This is a genomic window from Streptomyces sp. NEAU-sy36, assembly GCF_013423905.1.
In the GTDB taxonomy this organism is placed as follows: domain Bacteria; phylum Actinomycetota; class Actinomycetes; order Streptomycetales; family Streptomycetaceae; genus Streptomyces; species Streptomyces misionensis.
This window is the reverse complement of sequence record NZ_CP058977.1, coordinates 4459688-4479624: the sequence shown is the minus strand read 5'-3', so window position 1 is coordinate 4479624 and position 19937 is coordinate 4459688. Positions and strand designations below refer to the sequence as shown.

At 73.2% G+C, this 19937-nt stretch carries 14 protein-coding genes; 7 read left to right on the top strand and 7 right to left on the bottom strand.

All coding sequences use genetic code 11. The annotated features are described in order from the left end of the window. Positions 1-80: 80 nt before the first annotated feature. A complete protein-coding gene (locus tag HZZ00_RS20320; RefSeq protein WP_180327766.1) occupies positions 81-1415 on the bottom strand; it encodes a dicarboxylate/amino acid:cation symporter in 1335 nt (444 codons plus the stop codon). A 105-nt stretch (positions 1416-1520) separates the two neighbouring features. Next, on the bottom strand, positions 1521-1649 hold the full coding sequence (locus HZZ00_RS38660) for a hypothetical protein (RefSeq protein WP_257584923.1): 129 nt from the start codon (positions 1647-1649) through the stop codon (positions 1521-1523). 205 nt (positions 1650-1854) lie between these two features. Here HZZ00_RS38660 and HZZ00_RS20315 point away from each other — a divergent pair, with 205 nt between their 5' ends. After that, entirely contained in the window at positions 1855-3198 is a 1344-nt protein-coding gene (locus tag HZZ00_RS20315) for a hypothetical protein (RefSeq protein WP_180327765.1), read from the top strand. A gap of 213 nt (positions 3199-3411) precedes the next feature. Here HZZ00_RS20315 and HZZ00_RS20310 read toward each other — a convergent pair whose 3' ends face one another. The 5 genes from HZZ00_RS20310 to HZZ00_RS20290 all read right to left on the bottom strand — a co-directional run bounded on the left by HZZ00_RS20310 (position 3412) and on the right by HZZ00_RS20290 (position 10141). Continuing rightward, on the bottom strand, positions 3412-4476 hold the full coding sequence (locus HZZ00_RS20310; protein ID WP_306856106.1) for a bifunctional GNAT family N-acetyltransferase/NUDIX hydrolase: 1065 nt from the start codon (positions 4474-4476) through the stop codon (positions 3412-3414). Continuing rightward, positions 4473-5777 (bottom strand): methyltransferase domain-containing protein, encoded by a 1305-nt coding sequence (locus HZZ00_RS20305; protein WP_257584922.1) that lies wholly within the window; start codon positions 5775-5777, stop codon positions 4473-4475. Before HZZ00_RS20305 ends, HZZ00_RS20310 begins: the two co-directional genes overlap by 4 nt. Before the next feature lie 178 nt (positions 5778-5955). Continuing rightward, complete coding sequence (locus HZZ00_RS20300; protein WP_306856104.1) at positions 5956-7341, bottom strand: NUDIX domain-containing protein; 1386 nt, start codon at positions 7339-7341, stop codon at positions 5956-5958. Between the two features lie 99 nt (positions 7342-7440). Next, entirely contained in the window at positions 7441-9303 is a 1863-nt protein-coding gene (locus tag HZZ00_RS20295) for an ABC transporter ATP-binding protein (RefSeq protein ID WP_257585980.1), read from the bottom strand. Positions 9304-9850: 547 nt separating this feature from the next. Next, on the bottom strand, positions 9851-10141 hold the full coding sequence (locus HZZ00_RS20290) for a hypothetical protein (protein WP_180327763.1): 291 nt from the start codon (positions 10139-10141) through the stop codon (positions 9851-9853). 237 nt (positions 10142-10378) lie between these two features. Here HZZ00_RS20290 and HZZ00_RS20285 point away from each other — a divergent pair, with 237 nt between their 5' ends. The 6 genes from HZZ00_RS20285 to HZZ00_RS20260 all read left to right on the top strand — a co-directional run bounded on the left by HZZ00_RS20285 (position 10379) and on the right by HZZ00_RS20260 (position 19891). Next, positions 10379-13171 carry a tetratricopeptide repeat protein gene (locus HZZ00_RS20285; RefSeq protein WP_180327762.1) on the top strand — a complete coding sequence of 931 codons (2793 nt, stop codon included), beginning with the start codon at positions 10379-10381 and terminating at the stop codon, positions 13169-13171. A 234-nt stretch (positions 13172-13405) separates the two neighbouring features. Then, positions 13406-13813 carry a peptidase inhibitor family I36 protein gene (locus tag HZZ00_RS20280; RefSeq protein ID WP_180327761.1) on the top strand — a complete coding sequence of 136 codons (408 nt, stop codon included), beginning with the start codon at positions 13406-13408 and terminating at the stop codon, positions 13811-13813. Between the two features lie 73 nt (positions 13814-13886). After that, positions 13887-14783 carry a hypothetical protein gene (locus tag HZZ00_RS20275; protein ID WP_180327760.1) on the top strand — a complete coding sequence of 299 codons (897 nt, stop codon included), beginning with the start codon at positions 13887-13889 and terminating at the stop codon, positions 14781-14783. 169 nt (positions 14784-14952) lie between these two features. Then, positions 14953-15414, top strand: a complete 462-nt coding sequence (locus HZZ00_RS20270; protein WP_180327759.1) for a hypothetical protein — start codon at positions 14953-14955, stop codon at positions 15412-15414. Further along, the gene (locus HZZ00_RS20265) at positions 15411-18701 is read left to right on the top strand and encodes a tetratricopeptide repeat protein (RefSeq protein WP_180327758.1); all 3291 of its coding nucleotides are present in this window, start codon (positions 15411-15413) and stop codon (positions 18699-18701) included. Before HZZ00_RS20270 ends, HZZ00_RS20265 begins: the two co-directional genes overlap by 4 nt. A gap of 239 nt (positions 18702-18940) precedes the next feature. Beyond that, positions 18941-19891 carry an SDR family NAD(P)-dependent oxidoreductase gene (locus HZZ00_RS20260; protein ID WP_180327757.1) on the top strand — a complete coding sequence of 317 codons (951 nt, stop codon included), beginning with the start codon at positions 18941-18943 and terminating at the stop codon, positions 19889-19891. Positions 19892-19937 lie beyond the last annotated feature (46 nt).

Sequence of the window (19937 nt, the reverse complement as noted above, 5' to 3'; positions counted from 1 at the left end):
TGCCGGGGAAAGCGCTCCGCTCTGCCGAAGAGAGAGGCCGGCAGGGCGGAGCGCGGGGCGGGGCGGTCGGACCGGAGAGGTCAGGCCACCGAAGCGGCGGGCTGGGGCTCGCCGTGGACGCTCTCGGCCTCGTCGATCGGGGACGCCGACGCCTTGTCGTACTTCGTACGGTCGAGGATGTTCTCCCGCGCGGAGACGATGACCGGGATGAGGGCCTGGCCCGCGACGTTGGTCGCGGTGCGCATCATGTCCAGGATCGGGTCGATCGCGAGCAGCAGGCCGACGCCCTCCATCGGCAGGCCCAGGGTGGACAGGGTCAGCGTCAGCATGACCGTCGCACCCGTCAGACCGGCGGTCGCCGCCGAGCCGATCACCGAGACGAAGGCGATCAGCAGGTACTCCTTGATCCCGAGCTGGACGTCGAAGATCTGGGCCACGAAGATCGCGGAGATGGCCGGGTAGATCGCCGCGCAGCCGTCCATCTTCGTCGTCGCGCCGAACGGCACGGCGAAGGAGGCGTACTCCTTCGGGACGCCGAGGTGGATCGCCGACTGCTGGGTGACCGGCATGGTGCCGACCGAGGAGCGGGAGACGAAGCCGAGCTGGATGGCGGGCCAGGCGCCCTTGAAGAACTGCACCGGGTTGAGCTTGCCGGCGAAGGTGAGCAGCAGCGGGTAGACGCCGAAGAGGACCAGGGCGCAGCCGATGTAGATGTCGGCGGTGAAGGTCGCGTAGTTGCCGAGCAGGTCCCAGCCGTACTGCACGATCGCGCGGCCGATGAGGCCGGCGGAACCGATCGGGGCCAGCAGGATCACCCACCACAGGGCCTTCTGCAGCAGCTCCAGGACGGACTCGGAGAGGGTGAGGATCGGCTGGGCCTTGGGACCGATCTTGAGGATGGCGATGCCGGCGACGACCGCCATGAAGACGATCTGGAGGACGTTGAGCTGGACGAACGGCGTCACGACGTCGGTCGGGAGGATGCCCGTGAGGAAGTCCAGCCAGCTGCCGGCGTGGTCGGGCTTGGCGCCGTCGGCCGGGGTGAGGGAGGAGCCTGAGCCGGGGTTGGAGACCAGGCCGATGACGAGGCCGATGACGACCGCGATCAGCGAAGTGATCATGAACCAGAGCAGGGTGCGGCCGGCCAGGCGGGCCGCGTTGTTGACCTTCCGCAGGTTGGTGATGGACACCATGATCGCGAAGAAGACCAGGGGCGCCACGGCCAGCTTCAGCAGCTGCACGAAGATGCCGCCGACCTTGTCGAGGGTGGTGGCGAGCCAGGAGACGTCGTACGTGCGGGCGACGTAGCCGAGCACCAGGCCGACGGCGAGGCCGAGCAGGACCTGGGCCCAGAAGGGCAGGGGTATCCGGAAGCCGGACTTCGTGGGCTTTGGATCAGCGGTGTTCGAGGACACGGAGGGACACACTCCAGTGGGGACGCGCGGGGAAGGACGAGCGGGGCGTACGGGAGCGGCGACCGTGGAAAGGTCAACGGTGCCGCCGCAGCGAGGAGTTCGCGATCAGACGCAACAAGCCGCGGACATGCAGAGGCAGAGGTCGACATGCAGACGCTGCACGAGCAGGACGCTCGTGGTGGTGCGGCGGACGCCGCGCGGGGCGCCGGGGCGGCACACGGTTGCTGTCTTCATGGCGTCAAGGACATTAACATCTTTACTTTGAGAACATCAAAGCAGGACTTTGGTAGGTCTTTGGCGGCCCTTTGTGCGCACCGGTTGACAGCTCTCGTACAACCTTCAACTCCTCTTGATCGTCAAGGAGTAGCGGCCCGGCGTGGGCCGATGATCGGCGACCACGCCGACCGCGTGACCTGCCCGCCTCTCACCTGGAGATGTCATGAGAGCCGACTCCGTCCGCCGCGCACTGCGGCTCGGAGCCTGTACGACGCTCGCCGCCGGACTCGCCGCCCTGGGGTTCGCCACCGCTCCCGCGTTCGCCGCGACCGAGCCGGAGACCGACCAGCTCTGGATCACCGCCCCGTACGAGCCGACCCTGCCGCTCGGCATCGACGGCGGGACACCGCCGGCCCGCACGCTCGATGTCAGGCTCAACCACGACAACGACCACTTCACGGTGACCGACGGCCGGCTCACGGTGGACGCCTCCGGCCTCGCCGGGGTCGCCGACATCACCTGGCCCGACAACTGCACGCCGAACGGCGCGACCGCGGTGTGCGACGTGCCCGAGGTGCCGGTGACCGGCGACACCGGCGGCGAGGTGCATCTCACGGTCCGCGCGGCCGACGGGGCGGCCGTCGGGGCCCGGGGCCGCATCACCTTCGAGGCGACCGCCACCGGCGGCCCGGACGGTACGCTCACCGCCCCGCAGGACAGTTTCGACACCACGGTCACGGTCGCCTCCGGGCCCGATCTCGGGCTCACGACCGGCGGCGGCATCAAGGACGCCAAGCCGGGCAGCACGCAGACGCTCCCGTTCACGCTCACCAACCACGGCAACGAGACCGCGCACGGCTTCACGGTCACGATGACGGCCTCGTACGGGGTGCGGTACCTCAACCGGTACGACGCCTGCGCCTACACGGCGTCGAGCGGTGACGAGTACGCTCCGATGTCGTACGCGACCTGCACCTTCCACCAGGATCTGGCGCCGGGCGCCTCCTTCGAACTGCCCGAGCCGCTGCAGGTCGAACTGACCGCGCACGCGCTCCAGGAGCGGGTTGACATCTCGGCGCAGCCGATCGGCGCGACCGACCTCGGCGGCTACGACGACTACGCGGTGCTCGCGATCGGCGCCGACAACACGGCCGACTTCTCGGTGACCGGCGCGACGGTCACGGGCGCCGCGGGCGAGACGGTCACCGCGGCGCTCACCTTCAAGAACAACGGGCCCGCCTGGCTCGGCAACCTGGGCTCCGGGGACCCGGTCGCCGACGTCAGGCTGATCGTCCCGTCCGGCACCACGGTCACGGCCGCGCCGGAAGACTGCGTCCCGCGGACCCTCTCCGGCGGCTACTACCCGAACCGCACGGGCGCCCCGCGCTACGACTGCTCGCTGCCGTACTGGGTGCTGGAGAACACCGAGCGCTCCTTCCCCTTCAGACTGCGGATCGACACGGTGGTGCCCGGAGCGACGGGTGAGGTCGGCATCCATCCTCCCTTCGGCGAGTTCGGCCACGACCCGGACACGACGAACAACACGGCCGTCCTCACGGTGAACTAGGGTCCGGGCCCCCGGGCCATGGCGAGGTGGTGGCCGGCGACGAGGTCGTCCCGGCCCCCCACCTCGCCGGACGGCCCACGACGCCATAGGGAACCGGCACCTGATCGACGTGCCGGAACCGCTCGCGTGTCCCTGCCCCCGGCGTCCGCGCGCCCGACGGACGACGCCGCGGAACCACGGCCGCCTTCCCGGCGGACGACGGCACGGCGCCGCTCACTTCGTCGTCTCCCAGTCCCAGGTGTCGAAGTAGGCGGCCCGGCCGGTGTGGCGGGCCTCGGCCACGGTGCTCAGGCGGGCGAAGTCGCGCGGGGGCATCAGAGCCTGCCAGGCAGGCAGCGGGAGGACCCGCACCTCGTCGTGCTCCTCCGGGTCCAGGACGATGCCGCCGATCTGGGCCGAGGACAGCCGGCCACCGTCGAAAACGCAGCCGATCGTGCTGTAGGGCCACTCGTCGCCCGGCAGTCCGTACACCGTCGCCAGCAGCCGGGGCGGGCCGGTCACCGTCAGGCCGGTCTCCTCCGCGCACTCCCGTACGGCCGTCTCCCACGGACGCTCACCGGGATCCATCGTGCCGCCCACCAACTGCCACGGGTGCGTGGGCGAGTAGACGGAGCGCAACTGCAGCGGCCGGTCGTCCTCGTCGGTGAAGTACAGGCACGCGAAGCACGTGGCCTTCGGGACCGTCTCGGCGTACTGCTCGGGCGGCATCCAGCCCGGACCGGTCCCGCGCAGGTCGTCCTCGTGGTCCGGTACGCCCGGGGTGGCCGGCTCATCGAGCCGGGTCATCCGCACCAACGCGGAGTCGGAAGAGAAGCCCAGCTGACGGTACAGGGGAGCCGCCTCCGCACCGGCGAGCGCCTCGACAAGGGTGACGTGTTCGGCCTGGAGCCGATCGAGCAGGGCGCCGACGACCGCTCGGGCGTAGCCGCGACGGCGGAGATCCGGGCGGGTGGCCACCACGTGCACACGGGCGGCCAGCCCCCGGGGACGGTCCGGGGACGGGAGCACGGGGTGGATCAGGCCCAGGGCGCACGCGGCCAACGAGCCGTCCGCGGCGTCGATGACGAAGCAGCGGGCGTCCCCGGCCGGTGCCAGCCGGGGAGCCAGCCGGACGGCGCACCGCCGGATCCACTCCTCGCTCAGCGGCTGGGACAGGACATACGAGGAGCGCAGGCGGACGATGGCCTCGGCGTCGGCAGGCGTGGCCATGCGGACCGGGGGCGGCTCGGCGACGGCCGGTGGGCGGGCCGTGGCAGCAGAGGTGGTGTCGGTGTTCACGAGGTGCCTTCCTGGAGCGAGTCGAGCGAGCCGCGCCCGGCGGGTGAGGAGGACGGGCGGGGGAGAGCGGGGCACCGGGGCAGCGTCCAGGTGAGGGCCTTCGGGCCGGTACCGGAGGTGACGTGTTGCGGACCGTCGCCGTCCGGCAGCTCGACCCGGTATGTGTCCGGTCGCCCGGCCTGGTGCCAGCGGTCGTGGAGGTCCTCCAGCTCGGCCCATACATCGCGTGGCCCGTGGACGCGGACCGTGCCGTCGCCGGCGCCGGCCACCGCCCAGGAGTCCTCCTCGGGGGCGACGATGGTCATCGTCTCGGCCTGGAAGTCGCGGACCAGCCCCGGTGCCAGGTGGGCCGCGGCGACCCAGAAGCCGTGGGCGTCGTCCGCGGGCGGGGGCAGCCGGGTCGGGCGCGGCCGCCCGGGATCGGCCCTGACCCGGTCCCGGTGGTCGACGGCCGTGAGCCACTGGAAGCCGAGCTGGGGCCGGTAACCGCGCGGCCGTCCCCGCAGGAGGGTCCGGAGCCGGCCCTGCGGGGTACGGGTGACGGACAACTGCCCGTGCCAGCTGGGCGTTCGGGTCGTGAGGATGGTCAGCAGCACTCCGCCCGGCGCGAGTTGCTCCGCCCAGGCCCGGGGGAGGCAGGGCACGCCGATGCCGGAGTGGATACGGTCGTACGGCGCCCCCGCGGGATGCCCGTCCAGCGCGTCGTCTTCGACCACCTCCGCGCCCAGGCCGAGCCGGTCGAGGTGGTGCCGGGCGAACTCGCCCATGTGCGGATCCCGTTCGACGCCGGTCGCGCGGCCGGGACCGATGACGGCGGCGGCGAGCGCGAGGGTGATCCCCGGCCCTGTGCCCAGGTCCAGGAACCGCTGCTCCGGCTGGAGCCGGAGTTGCTGGAGGACTTCGACGGTGGCCGGGGTGTAGGTGCTCATGGAGGTCATGTGGCCGCCGGTCACCGGCCCCCGGCCGAGGCCGGTCAGCGGTTCCCCGTCGCGCTGGAGGAGGACGGACTCGCCGCTGTGCACGAGGTCGAGCCACTCCGCCCGGTCGTCGGGGTGGGAGCCGTCCAGGAGCCGCCAGTCGATCGGGTCCGCGCCGGGGCCGCTGACCCGGACGTAGGCGTGGGGGAGCAGCACCTCCCTTCGCACACGCAGGAGCGCTTCGCGCAGCCGCGGATCGGTCAGCACACCGTCGGCCACGAGCCGCTCGACCATCGAGGCGCGGGCGGCGGTCGCGGCGGCGAGCAGGCCGGCAGGACTCGGTGGGTGCGGGGGGTCTTGGGGCGCGGGCCGGGACGCGTTCATTTCCGAGTGCTCCTCTCTGGGCCGCTCCGTCCTCGTCGGTGAGGTGATCGCTCCGGGGGACGCCCGGCTGTCACGTCCATCCCCTCTGCGCGTAGGTCCGGCCTGCGAGGATGTCCGCGATGGCGGTGCGGGTGTAGGGGACGAGCTCCGCCGGACAGGATTCCGGCGCCCACCACCGCTACTCCAGGCAGCGGTCGGGTTCGCGGACCTCGGGGATGCCCGACCAGGAATGAGCCTGGAAGAAGAGCTGGAGACGGGGCCGGGTGTCGTCGGGGCCGGCGACGTGGACCAGGTGCACGAACTCGACATGCTCCGGGTCGATGACCAGGTTGGCCTCTTCCCTGGCCTCCCTCACCAGGCAGGCGACGGCGGACTCCCGCTCGCAGTGTCCGGCCGGCATGTGCCACCGACCGCCCCCGTAAGCGGAGTCGGGGTGGCGCAGGCCGAGGAGGATCCGGCCGTCGTCGTCCCGGAGGAACAGATGTACGCCGACGACGTGGAGTCCGGCCCCGCTCGGTGTCGCGTCCCGGTCGCGCCGCGGCGCGGGAGGCGTTCCCTTCGTGCGCGGGCCGCCGGGCGCCGGACGTTCGGCCGCGTGTCGGCGGATCAGGCTGCCGAGGCCGGAGCTCAGGCGCACCCGGTCGAGCATGTCCACGGTGAACCACCGCAGGAGGACGCCTTCGCGCAGGTCCACGGAGTCGGGGTGCCCGCTCCAGCGGCCTTCGTAGACCTGGACGGGCACGCTGAGGCCGTCGACGCTGGTCGCCTCCTCCACGGCGTACGGCGTCAGACCGGTGGGTTCCAGGCCGGGCGCCTCCTCGGCGAGTTCACGGCGCAGGGTGGCCTCCAGGCCGGCGTCGCCCGGCTCGCGGCCGCCGCCCAGCAGGGCGAGGGTCCACGGCTCCCAGATGCCGTCCCGGTCATCGCGCAGATGGAGCAGGTAGCGGCCGTTTCCGTCATGGATCAGGACGGAGGCGTTGACCGGCTCGGGGCGCCCGTCGAGGCCGTGGGCTTCCGCGTCCAGGAGTTTGGCGCGCAGGGTCGGCGACCCTACGTCGGCGAGGTCGAGCCACCGCGCGCAGGTCACTTCCTCGTGTCGCGGCGTGAGCGGCGGTGGCTCCCCGGCCGTGAGGTGGAAGGCGAAGCGGAAGTCGAAGTGCCGGTGCGCGGGTTCGCCGCCTGCCGGGGCGGCGTCGATGTCGTGGACGTCGATGTCGACCGGCGCGCCGAGGAACCGCGGGGTCAGGCACAGATCCCCGGGGCGGAGCCCGGTTTCCTCGCACACTTCGCGCAGCGCGGCGGCCAGAAGGGTCCGGTCGTCCTCGACATGGCCACCGGGAACGAGGAGCTTTCCCGACGCCCTGTGACCGATGTGCAGGACACGCCGGTTCCGGTCGACGACCGCGGCGCTGCACGTGATGTGGCCGGGCAGCGTCGCACGGCTCGTCGGCTCCGCGGGGCCGTCGAGGAGGGCGAGGAGCCCGGAAAGGGGGTCCCTCTCCCGAGGATGCCGGGCCAGGTACGCCTCGGTGGTCGCACGGATGTGGGAGCGGGTGGGTGGCACGTCATCACCTCGGCAGGGCGTGGAGCGGAGTGTGGACAAGTGGTGGGTGGCCGCGGGTGCGGTCGTGGGCGGTTCGGGCCGGACCTGCTTCGGCGCGGCTCATGCGGGGGCCCCGGGTTGCTCGCGGACCGGTTCCGAGGTGACCTGGAAGGACAGCAACTGCTGGAACATGCCGGGCTGTTGGGAAAGCTCCCGGTAGGTGCCCTCTTGTACGACCTTCCCTTCGTCGAGGACGACGATCCGGTCGGCGACGGCCACATTGGTGATGCGGTGGGTCACCAGCAGGACCACGCGGTCCCGGGCGAGACCGCGCAGGCGCCGGAAGATGCGGTACTCGGCGCGGGGGTCGAGGTTCGCGGTCGGTTCGTCGAGGACCAACAGCCCGGCCTCGCGGAAGAAGGCCCTGGCCAGAGCGATGCGCTGCCATTGGCCGCCGCTGAGTTCCTCGCCGTTGAGCCACTCGCGGGCCAGCAGGGTGTCCAGGCCGGAGGCGAGTTTGTCGACGACCTCGTCGGCGCCGGCGGCTTCGCATGCCTTCAGCACCGCCGCGTCGCCGCCGGCGGTGGGCTGGCCCAGGTGCACGTTCTCCCGTACGGTCAGGGGCCAGTGCGCGTAGTCCTGGGGTACCAGGGCCACTTGCCGCCACAGGGCCTGCGGGTCGGCCTCGCCGGTGGGCAGCCCGTCCCACAGCACCTCCCCGGCCGTGGGCAGGTTCAGACCGCTGATCAGCTTGGACAGCGTCGACTTCCCCGACCCGTTGAAACCGACCAGAGCGGTGACCTCCCCGCGACGCAAGGTCAGCGAGACGTCGGAGAGGGCATCGTGGTCCTTGCCGGCGTAGCGGTGAGTGACCGACTTGACCTCGATCGTCTTGGGCGGCTCGGGGCGGTCCGTGCCCCGGCGCATACGGAATCCCCCGGCTCTCTCCAGGAAGTCGCTCCAGTCGTCCATGTACAGGCCCGTGCGCACGGCTCGGGCACCGATCGCCACCAGGCCGCGGACCGACTGGCCCACCATCTGCAGGGCGAAGATGGCCGTCCCCGCGTGGCCGACGGTGATGCGCCCATCCGCCAGCAGCAGGACGACCGCCGCCCACACGACGGCCGACCCGAGGCCACCGCACACCGCGCCGACCAGGGACATACGGGCGCCCTTGTCGGCCGCGGCGCGGTCCTCGCGGTTGATCCGGGCGACGGTCTCCCGGTACCGGCCGGACAGGAACGGGGCCATGGTGCCGGCGCGGATCTGGTCGGCGGCGTCCCTGTTGTAGATGTGCCAGCGCAGCACCGACAGCATGCGCAGATCCCCGTTGCTGCGCAGGTTCGCCAGGTACCGCACCCGCGCGGCACTGACCTGGGCCAGTGCCTGCGGCAGGCTGGCGGCGATCAGGAGTGGCAGGAGCAGCCAGTTCACACCGGCCAGCACGAGCGCTCCGGCGACGAACGAGGCGGCCGAGGCGATCAAGTCCTGTCCCTCGTCGATCAGGTCCCCGGTGACCTGGGCCCCGCGGTCGGCTGCCTCACGGGCGCGGTTGAACTCGGGGTCGTCGTAGGCGCACAGTTCGACACCGGCGCAGCCGAGCAGCAGTTGCTGCTCCGCCTCGCGCGACATGAGCGGGCCCAGCCGGGCGGACAGCCAGCTGACGGTGATGCCCAGCAGTGCGCGCATACCGGCGGCACCGGCCAGCAGGGCCACGGACGGCCACGCCTCAAGCAGCCGGTCGTAGACGTCCTTGCTGGTGAGCAGCGCGGTGAGGGTGCCGCTGATGGCGACCAGGCCGAGGGCCTGCATGACGCCGCCCGCGGCCTGGCACACCAGGAGGCCGACGGTCGCCGGACGGTCGACCTGCCAGGCCAGCGCCAGGGAGCGGCGCACCAACTGCGGCAGCCGCCGGGCCATGTCACGCAGCCGGATCGAACGGCCGGCGGCTTCACGGCTGCCGGTCAGATCGACGTACCGCATCTGCGGCTGGGCGCCGGACTGCGGCGCGCCGTCCTGCCGTGCGTCCGCAGGGCCGGGGCCGCCCGGGGAGCCGGCCGGCGTGGTGGTGCGCGGCTCGGGAACGCTGTCGGCTGATGCACCGGTGGCGCTGCTCATGCCGCCCACCTCGTATCCGGGGATGCCGCACGGAGGGGGCCCTTGGCGTGCCGTGTCGGTGCGGGCGTGCTCGCGGGCGGGATGGGTACGGAAGGAGCGGGCGGAAGGGTGGTGTGGGGGTTGGGCAGGCGGTACATGGCGGCCTCCGGGAGAGAGCGACAGGGCACCGGGATCAACGACGAGGGGCCGCGTCTCGAACACACGTCTTTCGGACGTGCTGGAAATCCCGGTGGCACGCGAATACACGTTCGTGCCGGATACACCGACCCTTGCCCGAACGGCCCGGCCGCCGGGCGCGGCCGTGGCCGAAACGCCGATGCTCGGCAGACGGGCCGCAGGGTGAACTGCCCGGATGAACTCCGCCGTGAGGGGGCTGCCCCGCCGTACGCCCGCGTCCGGCACCCGAGGCGCGTCAGCCGGCCGGGTTGAGCTCCGCGTAGACCAACTCCACCAGGTCTTCCGCCTCTTGGCTGTCGGGGTCCCCGGAGATCTCGTAATACCCGCCCAAGGTGGCGATCACGTCCGCCCGGGAGCCCTCGGACTCGTGGGTACGGTCTTCCCGCTCCCCGCGGCCGTCGGGGTCCTCGGTCCGCCACCACCACAACCGGCTCCGGATCTCGTCCCTCGACAAGCCGCCTTCCAGGGTGATGTCCCGGCCGTGCACCCTCCCGGTGATCCTCGCGGAGTTCGCGTCGATGGCCATGTGCCGTACTCCTTTCGTCAGGGGGCGCCGACGGCGTCGCGTCCCGGTGAGGACGCGGATACCCGCCGAAGGGCGTCTCCCACGGCGCGGGCGGGCCGATGGCTCGAACCGGTGAGGCATCTCCCGGCCGTGGCCGTTTCCGCCCCTCCCGGTCCCGTTCCGGTTGTCCGCGCCGGATACGGATGCTGAGGTCGTCACCGGACGTACGACAGGCGTGCGGAGGGGGAAGCGATCATCGTGGAGTTCCGGGTTCTGGGCAGGGTCGAGGTGGTGATCGACGGCCGGGCGAGGCACGTGGGTCATGCCCGGCAGCAGTGTGTGCTGGCCGCCCTGCTGGTCGACGTCGGCCGAAGGGTGAGCGTCGACCAGCTGATCGACCGCGTATGGGGTGAGCACCCGCCGCAGCGCGCCCGGGACGCCCTCTACAGCTATCTGTCCCGACTGCGCCGGGTGCTGGACCCGGCCGGCGGCACCGGCATCGAGCGGTGCGACGAGGGGTATCTGCTGCGTGCCCCGGAGGACGCGGTGGACCTGCACCGGTTCCGACGGCTGCTGGAGCGGGCCCGGGCCGTCGACGACGCGGCGACCGCCGACGACCTGTACGGCGCGGCCCTCGGCCTGTGGCGGGGCGAACCCTTCGGCTCCGCCGACAGCCCGTGGATCCACCGGCTCCGGCACGGCCTGTACCAGGAGCGTCTCGCGGCCGAGTCGGACCGGGGCGACCACGCGCTGCGCTGCGGCCGGCACACCCGGCTGCTGGCCGAACTGCCCGCACGGATCGAGGAACACCCGCTGGACGAACGGCTCGTCGGCCAGCTGATGCTGGCGCTGTGCCGAGCGGGGCGGGCCGCCGAGGCTCTCGACCACTACCGGCGCCTGCGCCACCGCTTGGCGGAAGAACTCGGCGTCGACCCCGGCGAGCGGCTGCAGCGTCTGCATCAGGACATCCTCACGGGCGACCCGGCGCTGAGCGGTGGGTCCGAACCCGCCGACCGGGGCGTCGGCCCGGCGCTGCCGCGCCAACTCCCGCCCAGCGTCCTCCACCTGGCCGGCCGAGGACCCGAACTGGCCCTGCTGGACGCGGGGTTGCGGATCGTGGACGACGGCCCGGGGACCGCGCTGATCATCTCCGTGTCCGGCGTGGCCGGGGTCGGCAAGACGACGCTCGCCGTGCACTGGGCGCGCCGGGTGGCTGACCGCTTCCCGGACGGCCAGCTCTATCTCGACCTGCGGGGCTTCGGCCCCGACGAGGCGCCGGTGGCTCCCGCCGAAGCCCTGCGCCGGCTGCTGGAGGCCGTCGGGGTGCGACCGGAGCGGATTCCCGCCGACACACACGGCCGCGTGACCCTGCTGCGCAGCGTCACCGACGGCAGACGGATGCTCCTGGTGCTGGACAACGCACGCAGCGCCGACCAGGTCGAACCGCTGCTGCCCGGCAGCCCCAGCTGCCTGGTGCTCGTCACCAGCCGGCGGCGGCTCACCGGCCTGGTCGCACGGCACCAGGCGCAGCACCTCTCGCTGGACGCCCTCACCCCCGCGGCGGCCCGCGAACTGGTGGCCGCGCGCCTCGGTGCCGAGCGGGCCGCCGCGGAACCGGACGCGGTGACCGAACTCGTCGAGCGCTGCGGCCGGTTGCCGCTGGCGCTGAGCATCGCCGCCGCACGCGCCGGCACCCTCCCCGGCCTGCCGATCGGCACGCTGGTGGAGGAGTTGCGGGACGAGCGCCACCGCCTGACGGCCCTCGCCACGGGCGACAGCGAGGACACCGACCTCACCTCGGTGTTCGGCTGGTCCTACGACGCGCTGTCCCCCGGCGCCGCACGCTTGTTCCGGCTGCTGGCCGCACACCCCGGACCGGAGTTCACCCTGCCGGCCGCCGCCGCGGCGAGCGGTCTCACCCCCGTGGACACCAGGGCCAGGCTCGCCGAACTGGTCGACGCCCACCTGGTCCGGCCCGGCACCACCGGCCGCTTCCTCCTGCACGACCTGCTGCGCGCCTACGCCCGCGCCCGGCTCGCCACCGACGAGACGGACGAGGACGCAGACGGCGCGGCCCACCGGATCTTCGACCACTACCTGCACACCGCGCTCGCCGCCGACCGGCTGCTGGACGAACACCGTGACGCCGTCGCCGTACCGGCGCCCACGGCGGGCGCCCGGCCGCAGCCGATGGCGACGCACGACCAGGCCGAGCAGTGGTTCTCCGCCGAGCACGCCGTACTGCTCACCGCCGTCCAGCAGGCCGCCCACACCGGGTTTCCGGGGCACGCCTGGCGGCTCGCCTGGGCGATCGGCACCCACCTGCACCGCGGGGGCGCCTGGCAGGAGTGGGTGGAGACACAGCGCACCGCACTCGCGGCGGCTTGCGACTGCGGTGACCGGGCGGGCATCGCCCATGCCCGGCACGGCCTCGGCGTCGCCTGCGCCTGGGCCGGCCGACCGGAGGAGGCCCACACGCACCTCGTCACCGGCCTGCGCGAGTACGGCGAGCTGGCCGACGAGCGCGGACAGGCCCACACGCACCGCACCCTGGCCTGGCTCGCCCAGCGGCAGGGCAGGCCCGCCCAGGCCCTGGAGCACGCCGAAGAGACGTTGCGGCACTACACCGCAGCGGGGTTCGTCCCCGGGCAGGCCAGCGCGCTCAACGTGATCGGCTGGTGCGAGACCCTGCTCGGCCGTCACCCGCAGGCGCTGTCCGCCTGCCGACGCGCCCTGGACCTCTTCGAGCGGACCGGCAACCGCACCGGGCAGGCGTACTGCTGGGACAGCCTCGCCCACGCGTACCGGGGACTGGACCGGAACGCCGAGGCGATCGACTGCTTCCAGCAGGCCCTGGCACTGTTCCGGGCCCTGGGCGACCGCTACAACCAGGCCACCACGCTCACCGGACTCGGCGACGTCCACGCCGCGCGCGGCGACCAAGCCGAGGCCCGGGCCTGCCACCGGCAGGCGCTGGACATCCTGCGGGAACTCGGCCACCCGGAGGCCGACGACCTCCAGCGGCGGATGACCGAGACCGCACCCGCCTGACCTTCCGGGCCGCCCGCCAAACGTCCCGGCCCGAAGGCCACCTGACCGCTGCCCCGGACACCGCCCGCCACGGACCCTCCCGCGCCGGGCCGCGCCCGGCTTCCTGCAGAAGCCCACAAGGTTTGCCGAAGGGCCGGTGACCAGGATGGCTGTCGCCGGCCGGCACCGGGGGCGGACACGCTTCCACCACCGCGCACAACCCGTGCTGCGGGAGGACGACTTGGAGGGGACCACATGATCTCGAAGATCGCCGTGCGGCTCGGAACGGCCACCGCCGCTGTGACGCTCGCCGCCCTGGGCGTCGGCGCGCTGACGGCTCCGTCCGCGATGGCGGGCACGTCCGGCGGGCCGGTGCACATCCAGTCCGGCACGTTCCACTTGTACGAGAAGAACGGCTACAAGGGCGGTTGGGCAGGCCTGACCCGGACCGACAAGGACCTCAGGAACAACCACTTCGACAACGGCAGGAAGGTCGACAACCAGACCAGTTCGGTGAAGAACTACACGAACAAGTACGTGGACCTGTGGCAGAACGTCGGCTGCAGCGGCGCGCACACGACGTCGTACCCGGGCACGAAGGACCCCAAGCTCAGCAACGACGCCATCAAGGACAACCGACTCAGCTGCGTCAAGTTCCGCTGACCTGAGGGCCGTTCCCGGGTGCGCGGCCAGGACGGCCGCGCGCCCGGGAACCAGACCGCCCGAGAGGAGCCGCATGTCCGTGTCCCGAAAGCCCCGGCGAGCCGGCACCTGCCTGGTGACGGGGTTCTGCGCTCTGCTGGTGGGCTGCGGCCCGCCCGGCGCGGCGCCCGGACACCCCGCCCCCGCCGTGCCGGCAGGGCCCGCCGCCTCCGGGCGGGCCCGCGCCCTTCTCCTGCCGTACGACCGTTACGAGTTGACGCCCGCCGACGTACTGACCATCGAGTCGGCGGAGGACGCCCTGATGGTCCCGTGCATGCGGGCCCGGGGCTGGACGTGGAAGCCGCTGCCGCGGGCCGCGGACGCCGACCCGCCCAACCGCTCGCGCTACGGCGTCATCGAGCCGGACGTCGCGGAACGCTACGGCTACCACCAGCCCCCGCCACCACCCGGCGTCGCCCGCCGCACGGCCGCAGAGCACGCCCGGAACGCGGAACTCACCCAGGCCGAGGCGGACGCCGCGTTCGGCGGGGCGACGGAACACCCGGACTCCGTCGGCGGATGCTGGAAGACGGCCCACGACCGGCTCCGCCGGCACGTGCCGGCGTCCGACCACACCTTGCTCGACGAACTGACGCTGCGGTCCTTCGACGCCTCGCTCGAGAACTCACGGGTAAGGAGAGAACTGGCTTTGTGGAATTCCTGTATGAAACGTTCGGGATTCGCCTACGCCACGCCCCTCGACGCGGCCGACGACTCGGCCTGGGGGAAGACGAGGCGGCCCGCGAGGCGTGAGGTACTGGTCGCCACCACGGACGTGCGGTGCAAGAAGTCGACCAGGCTCGTCGACGAATGGCGGCGGGCGGAGACCGCTTGGCAGCAGGACTTCGTCAACCGGCATCCCAAGGCGTTCCGAGCGCTGGCCCGGGCCAAGGAGGTATGGCTCCACGCGGCCCGTGCCGCCCTGCACTGAGGCCGTACGGCCACAGGCCGCAACGGCCGGGGGCGGGCGGGGAGAGGCGTTGTCCCGGGGCCGACACACCGATCGACAAGTTCCCTGTCTCGTACGGCCGTTGAGAGGTGTACGTTCTCCCCGAACGGTGCCGCCGTCCCGCTCGTACGGCGGCCGGAGGGGGGAGACCGTGCCTGATCCGCAGAACGTGCAGCAGATGGCGGAGACGCTGGCGATGACGGGTGCCTCGACGCTGGTCGCGGCCATGGCCACGGACACGTGGCAGGTGGGCCGCGGGGGGTTCGCGCGGCTGTTCCACCGCCGCGGGAACGGCCTGCGCGAGATCGAGACCCAACTGGACAACGACGCGGCGCTGGTGACGGGGGAGGACGCCGCCGCGGCCCGTGAGGCACTGATCGGCCCCTGGCGGCTGCGGCTGCTGCGCCTGCTGCGCGACCATCCGGACGCCGCACCCGAACTGACCGAACTCGTCGACCGGATCCGGGAGCTGCTCCCGGAGGACGGCCGCCGCTGGACGCAGAACGTCCACACGCACGACCGTTCCGTCGCCAACGTCGTGCAGGGCGGCAACCAGTACAACCACTACATGGACAGACCCCGCACGGACGGTGACGTGGACGACGACGCATGAGCGACTCGGACGGCACGGTCTTCATCCAGAACCTCTCCGCGCACGGCGGCCGGATCAACGCCGTCCAGGGCGCGGACCAGTACAACTACATCTACCGCAGCACCCCGCCGTACCGGGTCGAGCCGTATCCGCTGGACGCCGGGACCATCCCGCCGGGCCTGCGGCGTGTGCCCAGCCGCCTGCTGACGGCCCGGCACCGACTGGTCCCCTTCGCTCCGCGCCCGGAACTGGAACTGCTGGAGGCATGGCGGGACGACAGCGCTCCGGGGCTCACGGTACGGCTGCTGCACGGCGAGGGCGGCCAGGGCAAGACCCGGCTCGCGGGCGAGTTCGCCGCGCGGTCGGCCGAAGCGGGCTGGACGGTGGCCCAGGCCCGGCACCGAAGCGAGGTCGCGTCCGCCGGCGGAGGCGACGAGACGCTGACGGTCCGCGCGCCCGGCCTGGTCATCGTCGTCGACTACGCCGAGCGCTGGCCGCTGCCCGACCTCATCACCTTGATCCGGCAGCACCGCGCCGCGGCACGCGACCGCCTGCGCATCCTGCTCCTGTCCCGGCCCGCCGGGGACTGGTGGCAGGACCTGGCCCACCATCTGTCCAAGCTCGACATCCTCGACGCCGACGCCGTCCACCTGCCCGGCCTGCCCGCGCACCCCGAGGCGCGCGGCACGGTCTACGCCTCGGCCCGCGACGCGTTCGCCGCCGCCCTCGGCCTCGCCGACCCGGCCGCCGTCCGGGTTCCCGTCGAGCTGGGCGACCCCGCGTTCGACCTGATGCTCGCCGTCCACATGAAGGCACTGGTCGACGTGGACGCGGCGGTGCGCGGCGTCACCCCGCCGTCCGGCCGCGATCTGGCCGCCCTGTCCACGTACCTGCTGGACCGCGAGCACGACCACTGGCGGTCCGGCCACGACGGCGGCCGCGGACCGGTGCGCACCGGCCCGCGGGAGATGCGCCGCGCGGTGTACGTCGCCACGCTCACCCCGCCGCTCGCGGCCGCCGCCGCCGCCGCGGCCCTGACCCGCACCGCCGCCGCCGAGGCGGCCGACGCCGAGCAGGTCCTGCGGGACCACGCGCTGTGCTACCCGCCGCAGACGGCCCGACTGCTCTTCGAAAGCCTCTCACCCGACCGGCTCGCCGAGGACTTCCTCGCCCTCACCCTCCCCGGCCGGGAGGACCGGTACGGCTACCACGCCACGGACGAGTGGGCCGGGGCCGCCCCGGCGATGCTGCTGGAGCACCCGGAGGACGGGCAGCCGCCACCGTACGCCCGCCAGGTGCTCACGGTCCTCGTCGAAACCGCCCGCCGCTGGCCGCACGTCGTCGACCGCCATCTGATCCCGATGCTGCTGCACCGGCCCGCCCTCGCCCGGGCCGCCGGCGGTGCCACGCTCAGCCGCCTGTGCGACCTGGACGGCCTGCCGGACGCCGTGCTGGAGTTCGTCGCACCGCACCTGCCGAAAGAGCGCCACGTCGACCTCGACCTCGGCGCGGCGGCCGTGACCCGGCGCATCGTCCGGCACCGGCTCGGCACCGGCGACCTCGACCCGGCCGAGCAGGCCGGACTGCTCTCCCACCTCGCCTGGCGCTACGGCAACGCGGGGCTGCTCCGCGAGGCCGCCGACGCGGCGCGGGAAGCGGTGGCGCTCGCCCGCCGGGCCGCCGTCGACGACACCACCGCGCTGCCCGTGCTGGCGGACGCCCTCAACGGCCTCGCCGCGCACCTCACCACCGCCGGCCGGTTCGACGAGGCGTCCGAGCCCCTTGGGGAGGCCGCCGACGCGTACCGGGCGCTGGCCGCCGCCGACCGCGCCGAGCACTCCCCGGCACTGGCGATGGCGCTGAACAACCTCGGCATCCACCTGCTGCGCACCGGCCGGGCCGCGGAAGCGGCCGGGTACGCCGCCGAGGCCGTCGAACTGCTCCGGTCACCGGCGGACGACGACCCCGAGACACATCTGCCCACACTGGCGACCGCGCTGACCAACCTGAGCAACGCGCTCTCCCTGAGCGGACGCCTGGACGAAGGCGTTCGCGCCGCGCAGGACGCGCTGGAACTCCACCGACGGCTGGCCGGCGCCGACCGGATGCGGTACCTGCCCGACCTCGCGATGACGCTGCTCGACCGCGGCCAGTGGCTGATGGCCGCCGACAGGCCGGAGCAGGCCCACGAGGTCACCGAGGAGGCCGTGCGCCTGTACCGCGAACTCGCCGACGCAAGCCCGGCGGCCCACCTCCCGTACCTGGCCATGGGCTGGGACAACCTCGGCAACGCCCTCGCCCGCCTGGGTCGGCCCGAGGACGCTCTGGAGGCCACGCGCAAGGGCCTGGAGATACGCGAACGGCTCACGGCCGCCGACCCGGAGCGCCACCGGCCCGACCTGGCACGGTCGCTGACCAACCTCAGCATCCGCCTCTCCCAGCTCGCGGAGCCGCACGACGGCCTCGCCCCCGCGGAGCGGGCGGTCGGGCTGTGGCGCCCGATCGCCGCCGCCAATCCGGCACATCTGCCCGACCAGGCGACCGCCCTCCACGCGCTGGACCACTGGCTCACCCGGGAGGGACGCCACGACGAGGCACTGGACGCCGCCGAGGAACAGCTCGCCGTGCGGCGTCGCTCGGCCGAAGCCGACGTCTCCCAGGTACCCGTGCTCGCCACCGCGCTGCACTCCGTGGGCGCACGGCTCGCCGGTGCGGGCCGCCGGGAGCAGGCCATGGCACACCTCACCGAGGCGGTCGACCTGCGGCGCGACCTCGCGCGGACCGGGACGGCCGCCGACGCGTCACCGCTGCTGGACTCCGTGAACCTGCTGGGCACCCTGCTGGTCGAGACGGGCCGGGCAGGGGAGGCCGTGCGCCTGTCCGCCGGCGCCCTGCTCGCCCTCAAGGAGCCCGCGAGCGCCGACCAGGCTTCCTACCGCCCGCACCTGGCGACCGCGGCGACCCTCGTCGGCATCAGGCTCTCGGAGGCCGGCCGGCCCGAACCCGCCGTGCAGTCCCTGCACTTCGCGTTGCTGATGCTCCGGGAACTGGTCGCGTCGGACACGGCGTACCTCCCGCAGTTCGTCAACGTGCTGCGCATCTTCGCCCTGGTCCGGGTCAGCGCCGGCATCGACCTGGAGCCGGCCCTCCAGGCGACCACCGAGGCCGTTCGCATCGCCCGCGGGATCTCGGCGCACCTCCCCCCGGAATCCACCCTGCTCACCGACGCCTTGACCGCCCACTCCGTGGTGCTCGAAGCCCTCGGCGACGACGCCCCGGCGGAGCCCTCGGCGGCGGAGGACGCCTGACCCGGGCCGTCCTCACCGGCCGGCCACCCGCGGGGGCTGCCGGTGAGCACGGCAGCGGCGGCGGGGACGCCGGGAGACCGGCGCATGCCGGCACGGGTCGGCACGCTGTCGGCGGAATGTCGGTGACCGGGCGGGCCTGTCGGTGCCGCGCAGGCGAGGTGTCGGTGCCCGCCGGAACGGTGGTGACCAGTCGCCCGGCGAGCAGCCGCGGCCGTCCTCACCAGCAAGGGAGCCCCGCCATGTCGTCCGCACCCACAGATCCGTCCTGGAACGTCGCACGGCTGCCGCGCGCCGACGGCAGCACTTTCCTGGTCACCGGCGGCAACGCCGGCATCGGTTACTTCGTCGCTGAGCAGTTGTCGGCGACCGGCGCGACCGTCGTGCTCGGCAGCCGGAACCCGGCGAAGGCCGAGAACGCGATGGCCGCGATACGCGCACGGGTTACCGGCGCGCGGGTGCGCGCCGTACGGATGGACCTGGCCGACCTCTCGACGCTGCGCGCAGCGGCGGAATCACTGTCGGTCGACCGCCTCGACGCGGTGGTCCTCAACGCCGGCGTCGCGCTCGACGCCCCGCCACGAAGGGAGACGGGGGAGGGCCACGAGCTGATGTTCGGCACGAACCACCTCGGGCACTTCGCGTTGACCCGGTGGCTGATGCCGCTGCTGTCGGCGGCACCGGCGGCCCGCGTCGTGACCATGGGCAGCTTCGCGGCGAAGTCGGAGCGGCTCGACCTGGACGACCTTCAGTCCCGCAACGACTACCGGCCCAAACGCACCTACGGACGGTCGAAGTTGGCGCAGATGTACTTCAGCCTCGAACTCGACCGCCGTCTGCGCGCCGCCGGCAGTACGGTGGCCGGCGTGCTGGCCCACCCCGGTGGCGCGCTGGACTCCCTCACTCCGTCCCGGCCGCCGGTCCACGTACGGACCGCCGGCGCACGGCTGGGCGCGGCACCCGCGGCCCTCCTCGTCCAGGGCAAGGACGCCGGCGCGTGGCCCGCGGTCCGGGCGGTGCTCGACCCGGTCGTGCCCGGGGGCCGGATGTGGGAGCCCCGCGTCTTCGGCCTGCGCGGCGAACCCCGGTGCGCACCGGTGTGGCATCACCTCGCCGACACCCTGGTGGCGACGCGGTTGTGGGGCGCGAGCTGCGAACTGACCGGCGTCGACCCCGGGTCGGTGACCGGATAGCACGAGGCACGCGCGATCCGGCTGCCGACTGCGGGTCGGCGGCCGG